This is a genomic window from Jiella pacifica (assembly GCF_010500815.1).
Lineage (GTDB): Bacteria > Pseudomonadota > Alphaproteobacteria > Rhizobiales > Rhizobiaceae > Jiella > Jiella pacifica.
This window is the reverse complement of sequence record NZ_JAAAMG010000019.1, coordinates 48416-69670: the sequence shown is the minus strand read 5'-3', so window position 1 is coordinate 69670 and position 21255 is coordinate 48416. Positions and strand designations below refer to the sequence as shown.

Annotated in this window: 24 protein-coding genes, 1 tRNA gene and 1 pseudogene; 12 read left to right on the top strand and 14 right to left on the bottom strand. The window is 65.3% G+C overall.

Features of this window, described 5'->3' with window-relative positions; all coding sequences use genetic code 11:
• Position 1: 1 nt before the first annotated feature.
• The 4 genes from GTK09_RS19890 to GTK09_RS19875 all read right to left on the bottom strand — a co-directional run bounded on the left by GTK09_RS19890 (position 2) and on the right by GTK09_RS19875 (position 2396).
• The gene (locus tag GTK09_RS19890; RefSeq protein ID WP_246218017.1) at positions 2 to 271 is read right to left on the bottom strand and encodes a type II toxin-antitoxin system HicB family antitoxin; all 270 of its coding nucleotides are present in this window, start codon (positions 269 to 271) and stop codon (positions 2 to 4) included.
• Positions 268 to 504, bottom strand: coding sequence for a type II toxin-antitoxin system HicA family toxin (locus GTK09_RS19885; RefSeq protein ID WP_163465179.1), 237 nt, complete (start codon positions 502 to 504; stop codon positions 268 to 270). The genes GTK09_RS19890 and GTK09_RS19885 overlap by 4 nt, the downstream gene beginning before the upstream one ends.
• 45 nt (positions 505 to 549) lie before the next feature.
• Entirely contained in the window at positions 550 to 1536 is a 987-nt protein-coding gene (cobS, locus tag GTK09_RS19880; protein WP_163465178.1) for a cobaltochelatase subunit CobS, read from the bottom strand.
• A 257-nt stretch (positions 1537 to 1793) separates the two neighbouring features.
• Positions 1794 to 2396, bottom strand: coding sequence for a J domain-containing protein (locus GTK09_RS19875; protein WP_163465177.1), 603 nt, complete (start codon positions 2394 to 2396; stop codon positions 1794 to 1796).
• Positions 2397 to 2543: 147 nt separating this feature from the next.
• On the opposite strand from GTK09_RS19875, the gene GTK09_RS19870 reads away from it, so the two are divergent.
• The 3 genes from GTK09_RS19870 to GTK09_RS19860 all read left to right on the top strand — a co-directional run bounded on the left by GTK09_RS19870 (position 2544) and on the right by GTK09_RS19860 (position 5671).
• On the top strand, positions 2544 to 2852 hold the full coding sequence (locus tag GTK09_RS19870) for a BolA family protein (RefSeq protein WP_163465176.1): 309 nt from the start codon (positions 2544 to 2546) through the stop codon (positions 2850 to 2852).
• Positions 2853 to 2859: 7 nt separating this feature from the next.
• Positions 2860 to 3621, top strand: a complete 762-nt coding sequence (locus GTK09_RS19865; protein ID WP_163465175.1) for a YoaK family protein — start codon at positions 2860 to 2862, stop codon at positions 3619 to 3621.
• Positions 3622 to 3814: 193 nt separating this feature from the next.
• Entirely contained in the window at positions 3815 to 5671 is a 1857-nt protein-coding gene (locus tag GTK09_RS19860; RefSeq protein WP_163465174.1) for a transglycosylase domain-containing protein, read from the top strand.
• Between the two features lie 112 nt (positions 5672 to 5783).
• Here the strand turns inward: GTK09_RS19860 and GTK09_RS19855 are convergent, their stop codons facing one another.
• On the bottom strand, positions 5784 to 7967 hold the full coding sequence (locus tag GTK09_RS19855; protein ID WP_163465173.1) for a methyl-accepting chemotaxis protein: 2184 nt from the start codon (positions 7965 to 7967) through the stop codon (positions 5784 to 5786).
• A gap of 368 nt (positions 7968 to 8335) precedes the next feature.
• Entirely contained in the window at positions 8336 to 9013 is a 678-nt protein-coding gene (locus GTK09_RS19850) for an outer membrane protein (protein ID WP_246218016.1), read from the bottom strand.
• Between the two features lie 495 nt (positions 9014 to 9508).
• On the opposite strand from GTK09_RS19850, the gene uvrC reads away from it, so the two are divergent.
• Both uvrC and pgsA read left to right on the top strand, forming a co-directional pair.
• Positions 9509 to 11653 (top strand): excinuclease ABC subunit UvrC, encoded by a 2145-nt coding sequence (gene uvrC, locus GTK09_RS19845; RefSeq protein WP_163465172.1) that lies wholly within the window; start codon positions 9509 to 9511, stop codon positions 11651 to 11653.
• Between the two features lie 114 nt (positions 11654 to 11767).
• The gene (gene pgsA / locus GTK09_RS19840; protein ID WP_163465171.1) at positions 11768 to 12349 is read left to right on the top strand and encodes a CDP-diacylglycerol--glycerol-3-phosphate 3-phosphatidyltransferase; all 582 of its coding nucleotides are present in this window, start codon (positions 11768 to 11770) and stop codon (positions 12347 to 12349) included.
• A gap of 60 nt (positions 12350 to 12409) precedes the next feature.
• Here the strand turns inward: pgsA and GTK09_RS19835 are convergent, their stop codons facing one another.
• Positions 12410 to 12613 carry a hypothetical protein gene (locus tag GTK09_RS19835; protein WP_163465170.1) on the bottom strand — a complete coding sequence of 68 codons (204 nt, stop codon included), beginning with the start codon at positions 12611 to 12613 and terminating at the stop codon, positions 12410 to 12412.
• 166 nt (positions 12614 to 12779) lie between these two features.
• On the opposite strand from GTK09_RS19835, the gene moaD reads away from it, so the two are divergent.
• The 3 genes from moaD (at position 12780) to GTK09_RS19820 (ending at position 14304) form a co-directional block, all read left to right on the top strand.
• Positions 12780 to 13031, top strand: coding sequence for a molybdopterin converting factor subunit 1 (gene moaD / locus GTK09_RS19830; RefSeq protein ID WP_163465169.1), 252 nt, complete (start codon positions 12780 to 12782; stop codon positions 13029 to 13031).
• 120 nt (positions 13032 to 13151) lie between these two features.
• Positions 13152 to 13610, top strand: coding sequence for a molybdenum cofactor biosynthesis protein MoaE (locus tag GTK09_RS19825; protein ID WP_163465216.1), 459 nt, complete (start codon positions 13152 to 13154; stop codon positions 13608 to 13610).
• 166 nt (positions 13611 to 13776) lie between these two features.
• Positions 13777 to 14304: a CBS domain-containing protein gene (locus tag GTK09_RS19820; protein WP_163465168.1), complete on the top strand. Its 528-nt coding sequence runs from the start codon at positions 13777 to 13779 to the stop codon at positions 14302 to 14304.
• 93 nt (positions 14305 to 14397) lie between these two features.
• On the opposite strand, the gene ndk is transcribed toward GTK09_RS19820, so the two are convergent.
• The 6 genes from ndk to GTK09_RS19790 all read right to left on the bottom strand — a co-directional run bounded on the left by ndk (position 14398) and on the right by GTK09_RS19790 (position 18404).
• Positions 14398 to 14820 (bottom strand): nucleoside-diphosphate kinase, encoded by a 423-nt coding sequence (gene ndk / locus GTK09_RS19815; protein ID WP_163465167.1) that lies wholly within the window; start codon positions 14818 to 14820, stop codon positions 14398 to 14400.
• A gap of 90 nt (positions 14821 to 14910) precedes the next feature.
• A complete protein-coding gene (locus GTK09_RS19810; RefSeq protein WP_163465166.1) occupies positions 14911 to 15603 on the bottom strand; it encodes a glutathione S-transferase family protein in 693 nt (230 codons plus the stop codon).
• A 263-nt stretch (positions 15604 to 15866) separates the two neighbouring features.
• A tRNA-Thr gene (locus tag GTK09_RS19805) sits at positions 15867 to 15941 on the bottom strand.
• Between the two features lie 223 nt (positions 15942 to 16164).
• Positions 16165 to 16770, bottom strand: a complete 606-nt coding sequence (gene leuD, locus GTK09_RS19800) for a 3-isopropylmalate dehydratase small subunit (RefSeq protein ID WP_163465165.1) — start codon at positions 16768 to 16770, stop codon at positions 16165 to 16167.
• A 160-nt stretch (positions 16771 to 16930) separates the two neighbouring features.
• Entirely contained in the window at positions 16931 to 17755 is an 825-nt protein-coding gene (locus GTK09_RS19795) for a manganese catalase family protein (RefSeq protein ID WP_163465164.1), read from the bottom strand.
• Between the two features lie 199 nt (positions 17756 to 17954).
• Entirely contained in the window at positions 17955 to 18404 is a 450-nt protein-coding gene (locus GTK09_RS19790) for a DUF2383 domain-containing protein (RefSeq protein ID WP_163465163.1), read from the bottom strand.
• Positions 18405 to 18641: 237 nt separating this feature from the next.
• Between GTK09_RS19790 and GTK09_RS19785 the strand changes: the two genes are divergently transcribed.
• The 4 genes and pseudogenes from GTK09_RS19785 to GTK09_RS19770 all read left to right on the top strand — a co-directional run.
• Complete coding sequence (locus GTK09_RS19785; protein ID WP_163465162.1) at positions 18642 to 19541, top strand: HpcH/HpaI aldolase/citrate lyase family protein; 900 nt, start codon at positions 18642 to 18644, stop codon at positions 19539 to 19541.
• Positions 19542 to 19545: 4 nt separating this feature from the next.
• Positions 19546 to 19752: a DUF1737 domain-containing protein gene (locus GTK09_RS19780; protein WP_163465161.1), complete on the top strand. Its 207-nt coding sequence runs from the start codon at positions 19546 to 19548 to the stop codon at positions 19750 to 19752.
• A 66-nt stretch (positions 19753 to 19818) separates the two neighbouring features.
• Entirely contained in the window at positions 19819 to 19992 is a 174-nt protein-coding gene (locus tag GTK09_RS19775) for a hypothetical protein (RefSeq protein ID WP_163465160.1), read from the top strand.
• Positions 19986 to 20654: pseudogene (locus GTK09_RS19770) on the top strand (TIGR02117 family protein); the annotation flags it as partial. The gene GTK09_RS19775 and the pseudogene GTK09_RS19770, both read left to right, overlap by 7 nt.
• A gap of 58 nt (positions 20655 to 20712) precedes the next feature.
• On the opposite strand, the gene GTK09_RS19765 reads toward GTK09_RS19770, so the two are convergent.
• The gene (locus GTK09_RS19765; RefSeq protein ID WP_163465159.1) at positions 20713 to 21132 is read right to left on the bottom strand and encodes a metallopeptidase family protein; all 420 of its coding nucleotides are present in this window, start codon (positions 21130 to 21132) and stop codon (positions 20713 to 20715) included.
• Between the last annotated feature and the right edge of the window lie 123 nt (positions 21133 to 21255).

Genomic DNA, 21255 nt, shown 5'->3' with positions numbered 1-21255 from the left:
GTTACTCGGCTGCTTCCTGTATCTCGTATGACGGGGCCGGCAGCACTTCGCCAGCTGCGATCGCGGCGTCGGCCCATTCGAGCGCAGCAGCCCGTACGTCGGTGATCGCCTCGATCTCGGTCTCGCCGTCGCCCATGCAACCCGGAAGATCCGGGATCGTGGCGAACCAGCCGCCTCCCTCGTCGTGGGTCAGCGGGCGAAGACGAACTTCATAGGCCGACGGATCGAAGGGACGGCCATCCGCAGTCTTGAGCGCCAGGTCAGACATCATGCCCTCCCAATCTCATTCAGAAACTTGAGAAATTCGGCAATGTATTTCGGCTTTATAGGCCGCCGAGCTGGGATCGTATAGCGTCGCCCGCCTGCCGCCTCGCCGATCTTCCAATGAGAACCCCGGCTCGGCCGGATGCAGACGAGGCCGACCTCTCGGCAAGCCCTTTCGATGTCGTCAATGGTCCAATCCGCCTTGGGATTGGCGCGCATCCGTTCGATCGTCTTGCCCACGGTTTATGCCCTATCGAGCGTAAGAGCGGCAAATGCCGCCCCCCGTCAGTCCAGCACGAGGTTCGCCGCGCTCTCCGGAAGTTCCTCCCCAAACGCCCTCTGGTAAAACTCCGCCACCAGCGGCCGTTCGAGATCGTCGCATTTGTTGAGGAAGGTCAGCCGGAACGCAAAGCCGATCTCACCGAAGATCTCGGCATTCTCGGCCCAGGTGATGACCGTTCTCGGGCTCATCACAGTCGACAGGTCGCCATTCACGAAGGCCGAGCGGGTGAGATCGGCGACGCGGACCATCTTCGAGACGGTCTTGCGTCCCTCGTCGGTCTTGAAGCTCTTCGCCTTGGCGAGAACGATGCCGACTTCGGTATCGTGCGGCAAGTAGTTCAGCGTCGTGACGATCGACCAGCGGTCCATCTGCGCCTGGTTGATCTGCTGGGTGCCGTGATAGAGGCCGGTGGTGTCGCCGAGGCCGACCGTGTTGGCGGTGGCGAACAGACGGAAGGCCGGATGCGGCCGGATCACCCGGCTCTGGTCGAGCAAGGTCAGGCGGCCGGAGGATTCCAGCACCCGCTGAATGACGAACATCACGTCCGGGCGCCCGGCGTCATATTCGTCGAAGACCAGCGCGACGTTGTGCTGATAGGCCCAGGGCAGGATGCCGTCGCGAAATTCCGTGACCTGCATCCCGTCGCGCACGGTGATCGCGTCCTTGCCGACGAGATCGATACGCGAGACGTGGCTGTCGAGATTGACGCGCACGCAGGGCCAGTTGAGCCTCGCCGCAACCTGCTCGATATGGGTCGACTTGCCGGTGCCGTGATAGCCCGACACCATGACGCGGCGGTTCTTGGCGAAGCCCGCGAGAATCGCCAGCGTCGTCGGCCGGTCGAAAATGTAGTCCGGATCGAGCTCCGGCACGTGCGAATTCCGCTCCGAATAGGCCGGGATCTTCAAGTCGCTGTCGAAACCGAAGGTTTCACGGACGGAGACGGTGGCGTCCGGCAATGGGGCCACTTCCTGTTCCGCTGCACTCATCATACCTCCAAGGGCGCTTGCCCGGCGGAACCCCCGCCTTGCGCCGTCATGCTTCCCATTCGCCCATTTCGGGCCGCGTGTCGAATAATCGGAACGCCGCCGGGCGGGTCAATCATTTTGCGCCGCCGCACCGCCGACGAACGGCGCCACGGACGATTCCACAGCCATGTACCGGAGGCCTGGACTCACGCACGATCACGCGACGATGGCCCATCGCGCGCTGCAGCGCAACGCGGGCGTAACGCCCGCGTCAGCGTTCAGCAAAGACCCGCCTGCTTGAGAAGCTTGTAGGCCTGGATCACCTCGCGCAGCCGGTCCTCGTGACTGCGGTCGCCGCCGTTGGCGTCCGGATGGAGCTGCTTCACCAGTTCCTTATAGCGGCGGCGTACCTCTTCGCCAGGGGAGCCGGGCTCGAGACCGAGGTTCTCGAAAGCCTTCTTTTCGAGCGGACGCACCTTCGGACGGCGCGCCTCGGGGCGGGCCGCGCCATCCTCGCCGAACAGGCCGAACGGATCCTTGGGACGCGCCGCTCCCGCCCGGCCGCTGCGGGCCGAGCTCGGCATTCCGCCGTTGCGGCCCATCGACCACGTCGGGCGATGGCCGGTCATCGCGTCCTTCAGGTACTTCTGGATGGCGTCGTCGTTCAACCCGGAGAAGTAGTTGTACGACTTGTTGTACTGGCGAACGTGGTCGACGCAGAATTCGAGGTATTGTCCCTCGAAATCGCGGCCGAGCGGCGCCTTGTAGACGCCGGGCTCCTCGCAGCCTTCCCAGGCGCAGCTGGGCGCCTTCGGCTTGGCCCTTGCCGAGGATTTGCCTTTGACGCGGATCGCGTCGAAATATTTGGAGTCGAGCTTCATCGTGGGCGATTATGGGGCCCGCCGCCGATGGGAACAAGAATTGACAGGCGTGAAAAAGCCGGAAATTCCAGTGGCCGTGAATGGTCCCGCAAGCCCGGCGCAACATTGGCTGGGCGAGGGTCGCGGAAATTTGGCGAAAGAGGCGACATGAGCATCAAGACGAGCATCGAGGAAAAGCTCACCGGTGCGTTTCGACCGGCGGCTCTCGAGGTCATCGACGAGAGCCACCTCCATGCCGGCCATCATCATGCAGGCAGCGATCATCACGCCGCGTTCGACGGCTCGGGCGAGACGCATTTTCGCGTCCGCATCGTTGCGGAATCCTTCGCCGGACTGTCGCGGATCGCCCGCCATCGGGCGGTCAACGCGGTTCTTGCGGAGGAACTGTCCAGCGGCGTCCATGCCCTCGCCATCGAGGCTGCCGCACCCGGCGAGCCGACGCGCCTCCGGCAGTAAGGCGGTGATGTCCGGCGAAAGCGATTCCGCTCGAACGGCGGAACGATCGCGGCAAGGTCCGGTCCGGTCCGGGCAACCGCCCGCCGAGGTCAACATTCAGCGCGAGCCGCGACGCCGGCAGCGGGCTCTCGGCTTCGGCTTCGTCGCGCTGTTGTCGTTCCTCGCCGGCATGACCGACGCGATCGGATTTTTGCGTGCCGGCGACTTTCTTTCCTTCATGAGCGGCAATACGACGCGGCTCGCCATCGCCGTCGGCGAGGGCCACGGAGCGGACGTCTCCCGCCTCGCCTCGATCCTCGCCGCTTTCGTCGTCGGCAATGCCGCCGGGGTCGTGATCGTCCGCGGCACGGGCCAGCGGCAATGGCCGCTCCTCATGGTCGTGACTGCCACGACCGGCCTCGTAGCCGGTTTCGCCGCGGCCGATCCATCCCCGTGGACCTACCTGCCGCTGGTCTTTGCCATGGGCATGCTCAATGCCGCGGTCGACAACGTCGCCGGCCAGCCGATCGGCCTGACCTACGTGACCGGGGCGCTGTCGCGGTTCGGCAAGGGCCTCGGGCGGTTCCTGTGCGGCGAAATGCGGCTCGGCTTCCTCGTCCAGATGCTGCCCTGGCTCGGCATGCTGGCCGGCGCGGTGACGGGCGTCTTCCTGCTGCATGCCTGGCAGCAGGAAGCGATGTGGGCGATCGGAGCCCTTGCCCTTCTCCTGACCCTGATCTCCGTTGCCGTGCCCCACAGCTGGATGCGGCACAGCTTCGGCCTCGGCTGAGCCCGGCAGCAACCGTCGCGGAGGCCGCCGACCTGGCACCCCGTCTGAACTTTCCACTGCCCCCGGACCGGCAGAGACCGGACCATCCGGCCATGGGAGGGGCGGGCCTCCACCGCGGCGGCTCTCGTTGCGGCCACGTTTCGGCGCACCCATATCGCGATGGTTAACGAACCGTAACGACGAGGGGCGGCATATGGAAGCGGACCAGCAGGCTCCCCGTTACCGGACGATCTGGCTCGTTCTTTCCTTTGCCATCATGATCTTCGGATCCACGCTCGTCGGCGTCCACGCCTGGGTGGACCAGGTGGCCAAGCGCTACGGCGCGACCGTCGAGACGACCCGTGAGCGCGTCCATTCGAACCGCCTCATCGTCGATCTGCCGCGCCACCGCCACAAGCCATGGAACGCGCCGATCGAGGAGGCGATGTATGTCGACTACGACGACGTTCCGCAGGTGATGCGCGAGGCCCTGCTGACCAGCGAGGATTCCTGGTTCTTCTACCATCCGGGGTTCAACCCGATCGCCATCGGCAAGGCGCTGCTCAGCCAGTTCGGCGACGACCCGCGCGGCGGCTCGACCATCACCCAGCAGATCGCCAAGCAGGTCTATGTCGGCAGCCGCCGCGACTTCAAACGCAAGTTCGACGAACTGGCCATCGCGCTCTGGCTGGAATGGCATTTCACCAAGCGCGAGCTTCTCGAGATCTACTTCAACACGCCGTTCATGGGCCACAATACGAAGGGGCTCGAAGCGGCAGCACGCTATTATTTCGGCTATTCCTTCAAGCGCGAGCGGGCCCAGAGCGTCGCTTTCACGCCGGACATCGCGGCAAGCCTCGCCGTGACGATCAAGAACCCGACGAGCGGCAATCCGACCAAGCCGCGCAACATGGTCGAAGCGCGCCGGTTGCTCCTCGTCATGGGTATCCAACCGCAGGTCCTGACCGAGAAGGCCGTCGCCGACGCCAAGTTGCCGCGCCGCTTCGCCCGCCACGCCTTCGCCAAGGATCGGCGGCTGTCCGATCAGTTCGGCTCGGCCCGCGATCTCGCCGTCGAGCGCCTCGACGAGAAGCTCCGCGGCCGGGAGGCACGAAAGGCCAGCCTCGACGTCGTGACCTTCTATTCATCCGAGACGCAGCTCTATCTCGAAACGGCGATCGAGAAATATTACCCGCCGATCCGCCGCGCCGGCTACGACCGCTTGACCGCCGTCGTCGTCAACAACGCCAGCGGCGGTGTCGAAGCGATCGTCGCGCCGCCAGGCGCCAGCCTCTATCCGGGATCGACCGTGAAGCCGCTTCTCAGCCTCTGCGCGATCGTCGAAAAAGGCTGGACGGCACAGACGCGGGTTGACGATTCGCCCTTCGGCATTCCGCCCGTGCAGAATGGCGACCGTCGCTATCTCGGCCGCATCAGCCTGGAACAGGCGCTGGCCGCCAGTCGCAATCCGCCCTTCGTCCGGATGATGCGGACGTTCGGGCGTGGCTGCGCAAACGACGTTCTGACGCGCATCGACACGAAATTCCGCTTTTCCGGCGCCAAGGACCGCTCGCTGGCGCTCGGCGCCGAGCCGGTGAAGCTGATGAACCTCCTCGACGCCTATGTGACCGTCGCCACCTGCGGGCGCGTGTCGAACGGTCCGCTGATCCTGAAAGAGGCCAGAGATCGCGGGACCCAGGCGGTCGTGCTGGTGGAAAAGGCCGAGGCCCTGCCCCGGAATGCCGGGCTGACCACCGCCTTCGGCACCCTGCACGCCATGCTGCAGGCGACGACCGGGCCGATCGGCACCGCCAATGGCAGCCGCTTCGTCAACGATGTCGCGGCCAAGACCGGCACCTCCGACGACAACCGCCAGATCACGCTGATCACCTTCACCAAGGCCTATACCGTGCTGGTGTCGGCTGCGGCCAGCGACACCGGCAAGTTGAAGCGCCATCTGTCCTCGCACGTGCTCGTCAAGATGGTCCGAAACCTCAATGCCAACATCCATGGCAGCAAGGATCCCGGCCCGCTCGGATGCGGGCCCGGCATGGAAGTCGCCGGGCGCTGAGCACGACCGGAGATCGGCGGCCACCTTACTGCGGTCATGCCGCCCATGAGAAATCGGCGGAACCGGGGAGGTTCGTCGCCACGATCAACGACAAGGAAGCCGTGTCTCGCGCTCATGCCGCGCGAGGCAGACGTTCCGGCTCACGATCCTGAAGCTTGAAAGCCGCGATCTGCGCCGCCAATTTCGCGGCTTCGCTGGCGAGCCCATGAGTCGCGGCCGTCGCCTGTTCGACGAGGGCGGCGTTCTGTTGCGTCGTCGTGTCCATCTGCGCCAGGGTCTCGTTGACGTGGCCGACCGAATCGGCCTGCTCGCGCGAGGCCCCGACGATAGCGCTGACCTCGTCGCGGATCGTCTCGACCTTTTCGCGAATGCCGCGGAGCGCGCCGCCCGTGCGCTCGAAAAGCGATATCCCGCTTTCAAGCGAGGTGACCGACCGGTCGATCAGGCCGCGGATCTCCCGCGCCGCCTCGGTCGAGCGTTGGGCGAGGCCCCGCACCTCCTGCGCGACCACCGCAAATCCCTTGCCCGCCTCGCCGGCTCTCGCCGCCTCGACCCCGGCATTGAGCGCGAGAAGATTGGTCTGAAAGGCGATCTCGTCGATGACCGAGATGATCTGCGAAACTTCCTTGGACGAGGCCGCGATATTGCCGATGACGGCGACAGACTCTTCCACGAGTTGGCTCGACGAACGGGTGTATTCCGCCGCCTCGGCGACATAGCTGCCGGCCTTCGCCGCCCGCGCGGCCGTCGATTTGACAGTGGTCGAGACCTCGGCCATGGACGCCGACGTCGTTTCAAGCGACGCCGCTTGGCTCTCCGTTCGCCTGGCAAGGTCGTCGGATGCGGCCCGCAGTTCGTCGACGCCGTGCTCGATGCCATCCGCCACCGATTTGACGCTGAAGATCGTCGCCTCGAGCAGCGCGACGGATTCGTTGTAGTCATTGCGCAGGGCATCGTAGACGCCGGCGAGCGGCGTTGCGATCCGATAGGAGACGTCCCCGCCGGACAGACGCTTGAGCGCGCCGCCGATCTCGGCCATCGCCGTTTCCATGTCGCGCGCCCGCTCGGCGCGTTCGGCCTCCACCTGCCGCTGCTGGGCCGCCCGCTCCTCGACGTATCGGCGATCCTCCTCGAGCTTCTTCCTTGCGTTTGCCTCGGTGGCGGCGGCGAAGCTCTCGACGGCCCGCGCCATCTGGGCGACCTCGTCCTGTCCGGTCGTATCGACACCGCTCATCTCGACCTTGCCCTCGGCCAAACGAGTCATGCACGCGATCAGAGCGTTGAGGGGGTTCGTCACGGATCTGGCGATGATCGCGGAGCCGAGGACGATGAACAGCGCCGTGCCGAGGACGAGGGCCGTGAGCAGCACGAAGTTCGTCCACTTCCTGCTGCTCTCCGCCGCTGCCAGAGTCTTGATCCGCCCGATCGTCTCCTTCTCGATTTTCGCCAGTTCCTCGATGACGCCCGTCGTCAGCGCGAACCATTCGCCCGAGTTGAGAGCGGAGAGGTCGCCGCCGACGCCGTTTTCGAGAATTCTGGCGCTCACCGCCCTCACCTCGGCGAGCCCCGCATCGGCAAGGCGCTTGCGGAGCTCGCTTTCCTGATCCATCGGCTGGAGCGCGATGAATCGGCTAAGAGAGGCGTTGAACTCGCCAGAAAGCTCGCGGAACCGCTCGAAGCCGACCTGCGAGAGACGTCCCGAGGCGATGATGCCGGCGCCCTCGCCCCGCTCGCGGCCGGCGACGTCCTTGGCGGCGACGAGATTGCTGTAGGCGAACAGATGGTCGGCCAGTTGGGTCGCCGTGTCGGACTTGCTGATGGCATCCATCACGCCCTTCAGTGAGCCGATCGTCCCGTTGTAATAGTCGAAGGCGGTTTCGCGGGGCATGGAAAGTGCGGAGACCTCCCGCCGAACGGATTCGAGACGGCCCAGCGCCTGCTCCGATGCTTCCACGAAGCTCCGCCCCTCGCCGCCACTCGCCGCAAGGCTGGCTTCATGAGCACGGAAGTCGGCGATGACCTCGTCGACCTTGCCGCGCGCGGCCAGCATCTTGTCCTGCATCTTGGTGCCGCGCGAGCCGAGAAATCCCGAGGAGGTCCCGCGCTCGACCTGCAGCCAGTGAACCAACGTGCCGATCGAGTCGAGATCCGAACCGGTCTCGATGACCGCGCTCATTTCAGCGTATTTGCCATAGAACCCTACGACCTCGTGCCCACCGAGAGCCGCAATGAAGACGAACGGCAGCAGCAAGGCTGCGGCTAAGCGCTTGGCGATTGAGAAGCGGTTCAACCTCATGTGCTCGTCCTTCGAAACATCAGCGGGCCGGGATGCCACGGCAACGCGGGTTTCGTTAGAACTGCAACCAACCGCTTAAGAGACGATGAACGGCAATCGGCAAAAATTCGTCTCAACTCATTGTTTTTATTGATGAAAATCTCGCATGAAACGATCAGGGCGAGTGATTTAATGAACGCCTTAACGGTGCATCCCGCATCATGGATGTGGGACGGGAGACGACGCCCTGCTGTGCTTGCACGGCAGATCGGCCTACGCCGCCGCATGGGCGCAATCCCCGCCCGGCGCCAAAGAATGGCAACCGGTAAGGGGCAGGACCTGCGCAGAGAAGTTTACGAAGACGAAGCTCGACCGTCGGTGCGGCCGCGTCAGAACTTCAGCGCGACGCCGGCACGAATCGAGTGCTCGTCGAAGCCGGAGGAGACGCTGGTGGTGCCGAGATCGTAGGTCTCGTTGCCGAATTTCGAATAGCGATATTCGAGCCGGCCGGTGAGATCGTCGCCGAACTTCGCCTCCACACCGGCGCCGACCGTGTAGCCGACGCTCGTCTGGCTGTCCGAGCTGCCGCCGAGCGAAAGCTCGGTGCGCGACGCCGCGACACCGCCCGTCGCAAAGACTAGGAACGGATCGGCCTTGACGCCGACGCGGCCGCGCAGCGATCCGAAGACGTTCTGCTCCCCGTCAACGTCTCCGCCGAGGGAGGAGCTGAAGGCCGAGCCGTCGACCGCCGAACCGCCGATGTCGGCCTCGATGCCGTAGACGATCGTTGGGGTCTCGAAATTATACCCGACATAGACGCCGCCGACGAGGCCGTCCGCGTCGAAGGACGCGCCACCGGCATCGTCGAACCGGGCGAAGTTGTAGCCGACGAAGGCACCCGCATAGGGCCCGGACCAGACGTAGATCGGCGAGGACGGCGCTTCGGGCGACGGCGCAGAGACCGGTTGCTCGTAGACGACATCGGCCGCCGAAGCGCTCGCAACCGAGCAGGCCAGGGCACCGAACAGGACTAGCGCAAATGATCGGACCGAGCCTGGCCTCATCATCGGGTCCACCGTTCCTTACGAATGCGCGCCTTCCCACGACGACAAGTGGCGCCCGGAAGCCGCAAAACACTCCTCCGTCATCCTTCGATGACGTCGCTTCCCCCTACAAGTGGAGACTGCGGATGGCGTAAACAGGACTCCGCGAGAAGGTCGCGATCGATTCGCCGAATCTTTTTCGCGGCTGTTGCAATTCAGTCACGATCAGCCCGTACCGCCCGGGCCGTGGCTCGCCGAACCGGCCGTCAGGCCCAGCGAAGGCCTTCCGCCCCTGCATATCCGGCGGCGACGGTCATATATGACGGATGGTCGTACCGGGGCGCTGGTCTTCGCACGATGGAACACGACGAGGAGAAGACGTTGGGCCGCTCGCGTCCGCAACGATATTCGAGCCATAGCGCCAGGGCATTGCAGCCGCGGGACGACGTCGATGTATCCGCCGCGGACGACACGTCGGCCGGCCCGGCGGGTTTCGACGACGCCGACGACGAAGCCGGCATGATCGTCGCAGACGCTGCGACGGCGGATGATGCGTTGGACCACGACGAGGACGACCTCGCCCCTGCCCCTGCCGCACCGTCGGCCAGTGCGGCGCTGATCGAGGCGATCGACTGGGACGATGCCGGGCACAAGGTCTCCGGCGATCTCAAGGGCGCCGAGCTGATCGGCGCGTTGGTCAAGCGGCTGCCGAACTCGCCCGGCGTCTACCGGATGTTCGGGGCCGACGGCGAGATCCTCTATGTCGGCAAGGCGCGCTCGCTGAAGAAGCGCGTCGCCAGCTATTCGCGGTCGGGCGGCCATACCCAGCGCATCGCCCGGATGATCGCCAAGACGCAGGCCATGGAATTCGTGACGACGCGCACGGAGACCGAGGCGCTGCTGCTCGAGGCGAACCTCATCAAGCGGCTGCGCCCCCGCTTCAACGTGTTGATGCGGGACGACAAATCGTTCCCCTACATCCTGATCAGCCAGGACCATGCGGCGCCGGCGATCCTCAAACACCGCGGCGCGCGGTCGCGAAAAGGGCGCTATTTCGGCCCCTTCGCCTCGGCTGGCGCGGTTGGCCGGACGATCAACGCGCTGCAGCGGGCCTTCCTGCTGCGCACCTGTTCCGATTCGGTCTATGACAGCCGCACCCGGCCGTGCCTGCTCTATCAGATCAAGCGCTGCTCCGGCCCCTGCACCGGCGAGGTCAGCGAAGCCGACTATGCCGAACTCGTCGACGAGGCGACGGCCTTCCTGTCCGGCCGCTCGAGCGACGTGAAGACCATGCTGTCGCACTCAATGCAGTCGGCCTCCGAAGATCTCGATTTCGAGCGCGCCGCCGTCTATCGCGACCGGCTCGCGGCGCTGTCGCACGTGCAGGGCCATCAGGGCATCAATCCGGAGGGCATCGAGGAGGCCGATGTCTTCGCCATCCATCAGGAGGGCGGGCTCACTTCGATCCAGGTGTTCTTCTTCCGCACCGGGCAGAACTGGGGCAACCGCGCCTATTTCCCAAAGGCCGATCCTTCGCTGGAGCCCGAAGCGGTGCTCGCGGCCTTCCTCGGCCAGTTCTACGACGATACGCCGGCGCCGCGGCTGATCCTGCTGCCAGTCAGGGTCGAGGACGAGGCGCTGCTCGCCGAGGCGCTGTCGCTGCGGGCCGAGCGCAAGGTGCGGATCGAGGTGCCTTCGCGCGGGGCCAAACGCGATCTCGTCGACCATGCCGCCTCGAACGCCAAGGAGGCGCTCGGCCGGCGCCTGGCCGAGACCTCGACCCAGGCGCGGCTGCTCGACGGCCTGCAGCAGACCTTCGGCCTGAAGCGCCCGCCGCGTCGCGTCGAGGTCTACGACAACTCCCACATCATGGGGACGGCGGCCGTCGGCGCGATGATCGTCGCCGGGCCGGAGGGCTTCGCCAAGAACCAGTATCGCAAGTTCAACATCAAGGGCGAAGACATCACCCCCGGCGACGACTTCGGCATGATGAAGGAGGTCATCCGCCGGCGCTTCTCGCGGCTGATCAAGGAACACGCCGAGACCATGCCGGCGACGGCCGACACGGCGCGCGCCGTCGATGCGGCACCCGGCGGACCGCCGCAGGGCGCCGACGCTGCGGGCGGGGCCTCGCAGGGCGACGTCTCGGAAGGTGAAATCCTCCCGGGCGATGGCGCCGACGATCTCGCCGACGACGCGGCGATGCCGGCCTGGCCGGACCTCGTCCTGATCGACGGCGGCAAGGGCCAGATGTCGGCCGTGCGCGCCATCCTCGACGAACTCGGCATCGCCGACCGGATCACCGCCATCGGCATCGCCAAGGGCGTCGACCGCGACGCCGGGCGCGAGCGCTTCGTCATGGAAGGCCGCGAGCCCTTCTCGCTGCCGCCGCGCGACCCGGTGCTCTATTTCGTCCAGCGGATGCGCGACGAGGCGCATCGCTTCGCCATCGGCACCCACCGGGCGAAGCGGAAGAAGGAGCTCGTCCGAAACCCGCTCGACGAGATCGCCGGCATCGGGCCGTCGCGCAAGCGCGCGCTTCTGCATCACTTCGGCACGGCGAAAGCGATCTCGCGGGCTGCGCTCAGTGACCTGACCGAGGTCGAGGGCATCTCTGCGGCGATGGCGCAATCGATCTACGACCATTTCCGGGCGAGCCGATGAAACAATCGTCACGTTTGCAGCAGAGTATCGGATCTTTCCGCCGGGCCGGTTGACGCGACCGGCCCGCCCGCGCTTTGAAAAGCCCAACCCCCAAATTCCGCAGGCAAGCGTATCATGGCGTCAAAGGCCCTCAGCCTTCCCAACATCCTGACCTATGCGCGGATCGTCTGCGTCCCGCTGGTCGTGATGTGCTTCTTCCTCGAAGGCCAGCTGCGCAGTCCCGACTATGCCCGCTGGACGGCGCTCGGCATCTTCGTCGCCGCCTCGATCACCGACTATTTCGACGGCTATCTGGCCAGGGCCTGGAACCAGTCCTCGACCATCGGCCGGATGCTCGACCCCATCGCCGACAAGCTGCTCGTCGCCGCCGTGCTCCTGCTCCTCGCCGCCGAGGGCAGCATCGCCGGCTGGAGCCTGTGGGCGGCGATCATCATCCTGTGCCGCGAGATCCTCGTCTCGGGCCTGCGCGAATATCTCGCAGAACTGAAGGTTTCCGTCCCGGTGACGCGCCTCGCCAAGTGGAAGACGACGATGCAGATGGTCTCAATCGCCTTCCTCCTGGCCGGTCCCGCCGGCGACCGGTTCATGCCGGGCATCACCGAAGTCGGCCTCGTCCTCCTCTGGGTATCGGCCCTAGTCACCCTCTACACCGGCTACGACTATTTTCGCGCCGGGCTGCGGCACATCGACGACTGAGCCGCCCTGACACAGCCAAGCCCGGCAGCAATCACGCGTCGGTCGCCCGCCGCGCCGTGATCATCCCTGCCTCGGTGGCGAGGGCTGGATGGTCCGTCGCCTGAAGCCGTCCGCCGGAAGGTTGAGCGTCAGTTCGTGACGGCAGCGCGACAGCGAGCCGATCGTCTTTTCCGGCGCATAGGCCGAGGCGAGCTTGCGGTCGCCCCAGATGCGCACGCCGGTGAAAGCGGCGGCAGATTCGGCTGAGAGATGGCAGTTCTTCATGGTGGCAAGCTCCTCTTCGCAACCCCTGGCATGCCCGGGGAATTGCAAGGCACAGAGTCGGCGGAGCGACGACGGCCGATCGGCACCGCCATGCTGCGCGACGTTTGCACTGGACAAGCTGCGCCTCGCCCGCCATCTCCGGTCGAGGACGACAGGAGCTAGCCCGATGAAACTTGCCTATTTCGCCTGGGTGCGCGAGCGGATCGGCATCGCCGAGGAAGAGGTGGCGCTGCCGGCCGGTATCGTGACGGTCGGCGACCTGCTCCACTGGCTGAAGGGCCGCGGCGAGACCTACGACGCGGCGCTGCAGGCGCCGGAGATCATTCGCGTCGCCATCGACCACGAGCATGTCGACCATTCCGAACCGCTGGGCGGCGCCCGGGAAGTCGCGATCTTCCCGCCGATGACCGGAGGCTGAGCCATGGCGGAGACCCGCAACAGCGCCGACCTCGCCGCCACCATGTATGATGGTGCGCGGGAGACCACCCACTCCGCGAGTGCACCGCACTCTGGGAAAGCCGAGAACGGCACGGCAGGAATCCGTCTCGACATTCGGGTCCAGACCGAACGGATCGATGCCGGTGCCGTCACCTCGGCACTTGCCGCCCCAGGCGCCGTCGGGGCGCTCGTCACCTTCACCGGCTATTGCCGCGACGAGGGCGGCCGGCTGAAGGCGCTGGAGCTCGAACACTATCCCGGCATGGCCGAGCGACAGATCGCAAAGATCGCCCGCGAGGCCGCGACGCGCTGGCCGATCCTCGGTTGCGCGGCGATCCACCGCTATGGACTGATCGCGCCCGGCGAGGAGATCGTCCTGGTCGCCTGTTCCTCGGCCCATCGCGGCGCCGCCTTTGAGGCAGCGAGCTTCCTGATGGACTTCATGAAGACATCCGCCCCCTTCTGGAAGCGCGAGCATCTCGTCGATGGCACCATGGGTGGCTGGGTGGAAGCCAAGGATACCGACGATGCGGCGGCCGACCGCTGGCATCGGCTGTAGCGACAGTGCTACAACCATTACAGAGGCGACGGTTGCTTTTCATATACTGCAAGACAGCAAGAACATCTTGCCTTGCAACATCGATTTTTGCGATGTCATCCGTAGTGGACACTATCAAACGCGCATGAGGCGCCTAGCTTTCCCTTTTTGGACAGGGAGGGCACCCATGAAGATCAAGGACCGGCCGGAATTTCGCGACAAGCCGAAGCCCTTGTGCTTCGGGCCAGACGCCACGGCGATGACGGCCGTCACGGCGATGACCGAGAGGAACGTCGGCTCGGTGATGATCGTCGACGACTACGAGAAGCTGATCGGCGTCGTTACCGAGCGCGACGTCATGAAACGTCTGGTCGGTGCCAAGCGCGATCCGGAAACGACAACGCTGCGCGAGATCATGACCGCCAAGCCGCGGGCGGCGAAGGCCGACGACGACCTGATCGAATGGATGCGGGTGATGTCGAACGAGCGCTTCCGGCGCCTGCCGATCGTCGACGATCAGGGCCGGGTCGTGTCGATCATGACGCAGGGCGACTTCGTTTCCTACACCTGGCCGAACCTCCTGCACCAGGCGCGGGAGGTGACGCGCACGACCGTCGGGCGGAACTACCAGATCCTGCTGGTCGCCGGCTCGGTCGCGGCCTACACGCTCATATTGATCGTGGTGCTGGCGTCGTTCTTCGGGGCTGAGGCCTGACCCCGAAACGACGAATGCCCGGGCGGTGAACCATCCCGGGCATCCAATTTGCAACGTCAAACCGACTGCAGCCGGCCGCTGAGACGACAGGCTTCAGCCCACGATTTCAGTCTCAGAGAACCAGTAGGCGATCTCTTGGGCAGCCGTCTCCGGCGCGTCGGAGCCGTGTACCGAGTTCTCGCCGATTGACAGGGCGAAGTCCTTGCGGATCGTGCCCTCGGCCGCCTGGGTGGGATTGGTCGCGCCCATGATCTCGCGGTTCTTGGCGATGGCGTTCTCGCCCTGCAGGACCTGGACGACCGTCGGGCCGGCCGACATGGACTCGACCAGTTCGCCGAAGAATGGCCGCTCCTTGTGGACGGCATAGAAGCCCTCGGCCTCCCGGCGGCTCATCCAAACCCGCTTCGACGCCACGACGGCCAGGCCCGCCTCTTCGAGCTTCTTGGTGATCGCACCGGTAAGATTGCGACGCGTGGCATCGGGCTTGATCATCGAGAAAGTGCGTTCGAGCGCCATGAAAGTTCCTTGTCTTCGACCTGTTGGGGATGTGGCGCGACCTATAGCGAGCCCGTTTCCCCAGGGCAAGCCGAGCCAGGGTGGCTCATTTCAGGCAGCGGCCGGGACCTTGGCCCCCTCGCCGTCGTAAAGCGCCAGGCAGCGCTCAAACCAAAGTGCCACCGGATCCTCCGCCGGCAGAAACTGGAATGGCGAGGAAACCCGGGCCCACTGGAAGCCGCCGAAGACGATGTAGTCGGCAAAGAGCGGGCCGTCGCCGCCGAGGAAAGGCTGCCTGGCGACGATGGCGCGCAGCGGCTCCAACGACTTCAGGAGCGGCTCGACCCTGTCCGCGCGGTCGGCGACGAAGCTCTCCAGCGTCGTGCCGAAGGCCTTCTCGCGGCTTTCGCGGAAATAGGCCTGATCCGGCTCACCGAGAACGTCGTGGATGTCGAGGACGGCGAACCGAGCCAGCGCCGGGTGGATGGTGCGCTGCGACCAGCTTTCGACGAAGCGCGACAAGGCCCGTCCACCCTCACCGCCGAACAGGCTCGGCCGATTCGGATAGGTCTCTTCGAGATACTCGGCGATGGCGAAGGAAGCGGCGACGAGGGTTTCCCCGTCTCTCAGGATCGGCACGATCTTCGAACAGCCACCCTCGAGGCCCGGAATTTCGGTGAAGCCCGCCGTCGCGGACTGAAAGTCCAGACCCTTGTGGCGCAGGGCGAGCCGCACCTTCCAGCAATGCGGCGAAAACGGCCGCGCGGCGTCGCGGCCGACGAGTTCGTAGAGCGTGATGGCCATGAGTGGCTCCCGGATCGAGCGTTGAGGCGGGGGCGATAGGCATTAGCGCGCCCGACTTTCGGACGACTCATAGCCTCTGTCGGCAATGCATCAAAGCAAGTCTGCCTTCGGGCAGTGCCGCTTTTTCGCAAGATGCTCGACCGTGGCCGCCGGCGGCATGCATTGCATTTCGCGGGATGGTATGAGCCCTTCAAAGCGCGTTTGACGCCGAAAGCCGCGCCGCCGATTGCGTCGATACCGAGTCAAAATTTTCGTCGGAAAAATGGTGCTGTGAGAGAGGATTGAACTCTCGACCTCTCCCTTACCAAGGGAGTGCTCTACCACTGAGCTACCACAGCGCTTCGGGGGCCTTCTTCGATGATTCCGCCCGGCGCGTCAACACCCGATCGGCGGCTTTCGTCGGAAAGACGGTGGAGCGCCGAAACGCCCCTGCCCATGACGACGCCCTGTACACTTGCCGGCTGGCGCCGGGCTTGCGCAACATGCGAAGTTTCACGCCATCATCGCCCCCCGATGAACCGGCAGCACGGCGAATCGGGGGGGCTTGTGCACGCGGGCGTCTCAGGCCCAGGGGCGCTCGCCGGCGAGGTTCTGTTCGAAATCGGCGATCTTGTCGGCCCGCTCCAGGGTCAGGCCGATGTCGTCGAGACCGTTGATGAGGCAGTGCTTGCGGAAGGAATCGATCTCGAAGGTGATCTGGCCGCCATCCGGCCCGGAGATCGTCTGCTCGGCGAGATCGACGGTGAGGCGCGCATTCGAGCCGCGCTCGGCATCGTCCATCAGGAGAGCCAGCTGCTCCGGCGTAACGCGAATCGGCAGGATGCCGTTCTTGAAGCAGTTGTTGTAGAAAATGTCGGCGAAGGACGTCGAGATCACGCATCGGATGCCGAAGTCGAGCAGCGCCCAGGGCGCGTGTTCGCGCGACGAGCCGCAACCGAAATTGTCGCCTGCGACCAGGATCTCGGCGTTGCGATAGGCCGGCTTGTTGAGGACGAAGTCTTCGTTTTCCGAGCCGTCGTCCTTGTAGCGCATCTCGGCGAAGAGGCCGGACCCGAGGCCGGTGCGCTTGATCGTCTTCAGATATTCCTTCGGGATGATCATGTCGGTGTCGACGTTGACGACCGGCAAGGGCGCGGCGACGCCCGTGAGCTTGTCGAACTTCTGCATGGCTTGCCTCGAACCTGGTTCTGCATTGTCGAGCCCGACCGATAGCACGCTCTTCCGGCGGTTTGAACAATTTCGGTTGCTCTGGCTCGTCGCCCGATCCGGACATGCAAACGGCGGCGCTGGCGCGCCGCCGCTCGCTGCGTCGGTCTAGGAAAGGACCTTACATCTGTTCCGTCTGGGCGCCGGAATTCGGCCTGGCCTTGCCGAGGCTCGGAACCTGACCTTCCGGCTCCGGCTGCTGCTTGACGGAGAACTCGCCGCGTCCGTCGAGCGAGGGGCCCGAGGACCAACGGCCCTGCGGCGCTTCCTTGTCGAGCAGCGTGTTGAGGAAATAGTAGGAGTGCTGCATCGCCTCGTGGTTCTCGGGGGTCGAGTTCGGAATCGGCAACGAGGCCGACAGCCCGCCCAGCTCCTCGATCACCGCCAGCCACTGCTGCTGGTGCATCCTGTCGCGGGCGATGAGGAAGGAGAGCATGTCCTTCATGCCCGTGTCATCCGTGAGATTATAGAGGCGCGAGGCGAGAACCCGGCCGCCGGCCTCGGCGGTCGCATTGGCCAGCATGTCGGCGCCGATGTTGCCGGTGGCGTAGACGTGGCTCATGTCGAAGGGCACGCCGTTGGCGTTGACCGGCATGGCCGACAGGCCCGAGGACAGGAGATGGCGCGGGTTGGCGCCGCCGAGAATGGCGTTGACGACCGGGTCCTTGGCCGCCTCCTCCTGGACGGTGACGGGCGCACCTTCGAGGTTGAGCGCCACCGCATGACCGAGAAATTCGATATGCGACAGTTCTTCCGTGGCGGTGGCCATCAAGAGGTCGCGGATCCGATCGTCGCCGCGGGCGCCCATCGCCTGGAAGAAATACTGCATGGCGACGCGAATCTCGCCCTCGACGCCGCCGATCGCCTGCTGGAGCAGCTTGGCGAACTGCGGATCCGGCGTGTCGACGGTGACGGTATACTGAAGCTTGGAAGAATGGTGAAACATGATCGTCCCTTTGGTTCTGCTGCGGAAGCGGCGCGCCGATTTGGGCGCACCTCGTCGTTCGCGTGCTGCGGCTGCAGCACACGCTGGCGGTCGGCCGGCGGCCATGCGATCATCGGCCTCCAAAGGCGGCGGCGAGCCAAACCATCTGTTCGAACGCGTCGTCCGCCGGATTTTTCGAAGCTCTCGGTCGAGGCTCGTCTCAGAGAGCTGCGGCCGTCTGTTCCATCCAGGCGCGATGGCGCTCTTCGTCGGCAAGCGCCTTGGCGAAGAAGGCTCGCGACTTTTCGATCGCATCCGCATGGTTCGCCGCGCGCGAATATGCGGTGACGGTGTCGTCCTCGTTGGTCTTCATCGCCTTGAGGATCATCTTGTCGCCCATCAACTGGGCGAGCGCGATCTTGCCCGTCGTCAGCATCTGCTTGGCGTCGCCTTCGGTCGGCGCCGGAATGCCGAGTTCGGCGGCCATCTCGTTGAGCACGTCGAGATGCTGCAGATGATCTCGGCGGAACTGGGCGATCTGCGAACTCAACGCTGCGTCCGACAACTTTTCGATCGTGGAATCGTAGGCCGCGATCGCGTCACGTTCGAGAATGATCAGATCCTGGACGAGAGTCTCGATTTCCCGTTCCTGACCGACTGTCGTCGCCATGGGTGCCTCCTCATTGATTTGATGTATGCCTAGTAAATCAACTTCAGGAGACCTCGTTCCCTTGTCCATGACGGGTTATTATTTCGTCGGCTACCTGACATACTTTCGCCATGCCCGGTCTTCGCTGTATAATTCAACCATTATAAATTTTGAACTCGAGACTGAGCTTGAGATCGGCGCCATCTCAGCGGCCGTCCAAGGCTTGCGTGGCAGGCGCTTTTCGGCAAGGAAATCTCCATGACCAAGACGCGCTCGCTGCTTCGCTCCATTCTCTACGTCCCCGGCGCCAATGCCCGTGCGCTCGAGAAGTCCGACGGCCTTGCCGCCGACGGGATCATCTATGACCTCGAAGATGCCGTCGCTCCGGAGGCGAAAGGTCCGTCGCGGGAAAAGCTGCGGGAGCATCTTGCGGCATCGCGGTTTCCCGGGCTGAAGATCGTTCGCATCAATCCGATCGAGACCCGCGAGGGAACCGAGGACCTCCTGATGGCGCGCGGGTCCGGCATCGATGCCGTGCTCCTGCCGAAGGTCGAGGACGGCGACATGCTCGAGGCTGCTGCGCGGGCGCTCGACGAAATGGACGCCCCGGCGGGACTGCGGCTCTGGGCGATGATCGAGACGCCGCGCGGTATCGCGCGGGCCGAGAAGATCGCCAGAAAGGGCGTGCGCGGACGACTGTCGGCCTTCGTCGTCGGGACAAACGACATCCGTCTCGCCACCGACATCCAGCCGGACGCCGGCCGGACCGAGCTGTTGCCGTGGCTGATGCAGATCGTCCTCGCCGCCAAGGCGAACGGCCTCTATGTCCTCGACGGCGTCTTCGGCGATCTTCGTGACGGGGAAGGCCTTCGGCTCGAATGCGCCGCCGGCCGGCGGATGGGTTTCGACGGCAAGACCCTGATCCACCCCGCGCAGATCGACCCGGCCAATGCGGCATTCGGTCCGAGCGAGGCCGAAATCGGCGAAGCCGAAGCGATCGTCGCCGCCTTTGAACGGCCGGACAACGCCGGTCGCGGCGTCATTCAGCTCGACGGCCGGATGGTCGAGCGGCTGCATCTGACCCAGGCGCGCCGGGTGCTGTTGCGACGTGACGAGATCGCTACGCGATCCTTTGAAACTCCCTCCAACGACGCGTGATCCAATGAAACTCTACCGCATGCTCACCGGGCCTGACGATTCCAGCTTCTGCCACAAGGTGTCCCTGGCCCTGTCGAAAGGCTGGGAGCTCTACGGCTCACCGACCTACGCCTTCGACGACGTAGCGAAGACCATGCGCTGCGGCCAAGCCGTGACGAAGTCCGTCCCGCGCGAGGATTACGATCCCCAGATGAATCTCGGGGAACAGTAACTGGGGCCGAGAACGCCCCGCCGCGCGTCCCGAGGCCGGGGCGCGGGATCCGAACGGAGCGCCGATATGGGCGCGACGCGCATCCCCGTCCTCGGCGACCTCGGCCTCGATCGGATTGTTCGGGGCCGGGTCTTCGCGATGGCCGCTCACCACGGGCTCGCCGCGGCCTCCAAGACCTCCTGCGGCAATCCGCGCTCGACTGCATTGCTTCGCGGTCAGGGGCACGATGCCTCGTGGTGAAACCGAGGCGGCGCCTTCTCGTCCGTGGCCTGGGCGCCGCCGGGCTGCTCCTATCGTCCGGCCTCGCCAGCCTGGTTCTCGGGGTTGCGGTCCCGCGCGGCGCTGCGCCCGATTCCGGCGGATCCTCCGGCGCCAATTCCCACCGGATCCTGCTTCTTGCCGGGCTCATCCATAGCGACATCGCCCTCCCCGCCACCCCACGGACGCGCCGGGACTTCGCATTTCTGGCGGATGCCGGACTGCCCGTCGATCGACCGGACGTCCGGTGGATCACCGTCGGCTGGGGCGGCCGGAGCTTCTATACCGAGACGCCGACATGGGCGGACATAAAACCCATGCCGGTCCTACGCACCCTCGTCGGCGATGCCTCGTCGCTGCACGTCGCGCTGGCTGGACCGATCGACGCGGCGAGCCCTGACGTCAAGACGCTCGACCTGACGCAGGAAGACTACGACGCCTTGCGATCGGCGGTACTGGCGACCTTTTCCCGCGGGGCGGGCGACGAGCCCATCGAGATCACCGGGACGGCCTATGGCGCGTTCGACCGGTTCTACGAAGCACATGGCCGCTTCCACATCCTCGCCAACTGCAATGGCTGGGCCGCGGCGATGCTGCGTCGGGCGGGCGTCACCACCGGATGGTGGACGCCGCTGCCGCAACTCCTCTTCCTGTCGCTCGACCTGCACCGGGACGAATTACCGGTGCAGCGCTCGGCAAACCTCACTCGGACTCGCGCTCCAACTCTTCCATGTCGTCGTCGGAGAGACCGAAATGGTGGCCGACCTCGTGGATCAGCACGTGCCGGACGATCGCCTCCAGCGTTTCCTCGTGTTCGGCCCAGTAGTCGATGATCGGCCGACGATAGAGGAGAATGCGGTTGGTCATCTCGCCGGTGATCGGCACTCCCATGTCGCCGACCGGCCGGCCCTCGAACAGGCCGAGAATGTCGAACTCGCTGTCGAGGCCCATCGCATCGATGATCTCCTCGTCGGGGAAATCGGCGACGATGAAGCGGATGTCGCCGCAGAGCGTGCGGAATTCCTCCGGCAGATCGCCATAGGCCGCGACCGCCATTTCCTCGATCTCTTCGAGGCTCGGCGCCCGGCCATGCCCCAGCGCTCCGTTCGGCGTCCCGCTCATGTCGATCCTCTCTCGCACTGCCTTCGTCCGCGCATGGCAGATAAGACCGGCAGGGCACGGATGAAAGAGCAGGGAACGCCGTCCGCCCGTTCCGGTCGAGAGATGCCGAAGGACGGTGTCGCG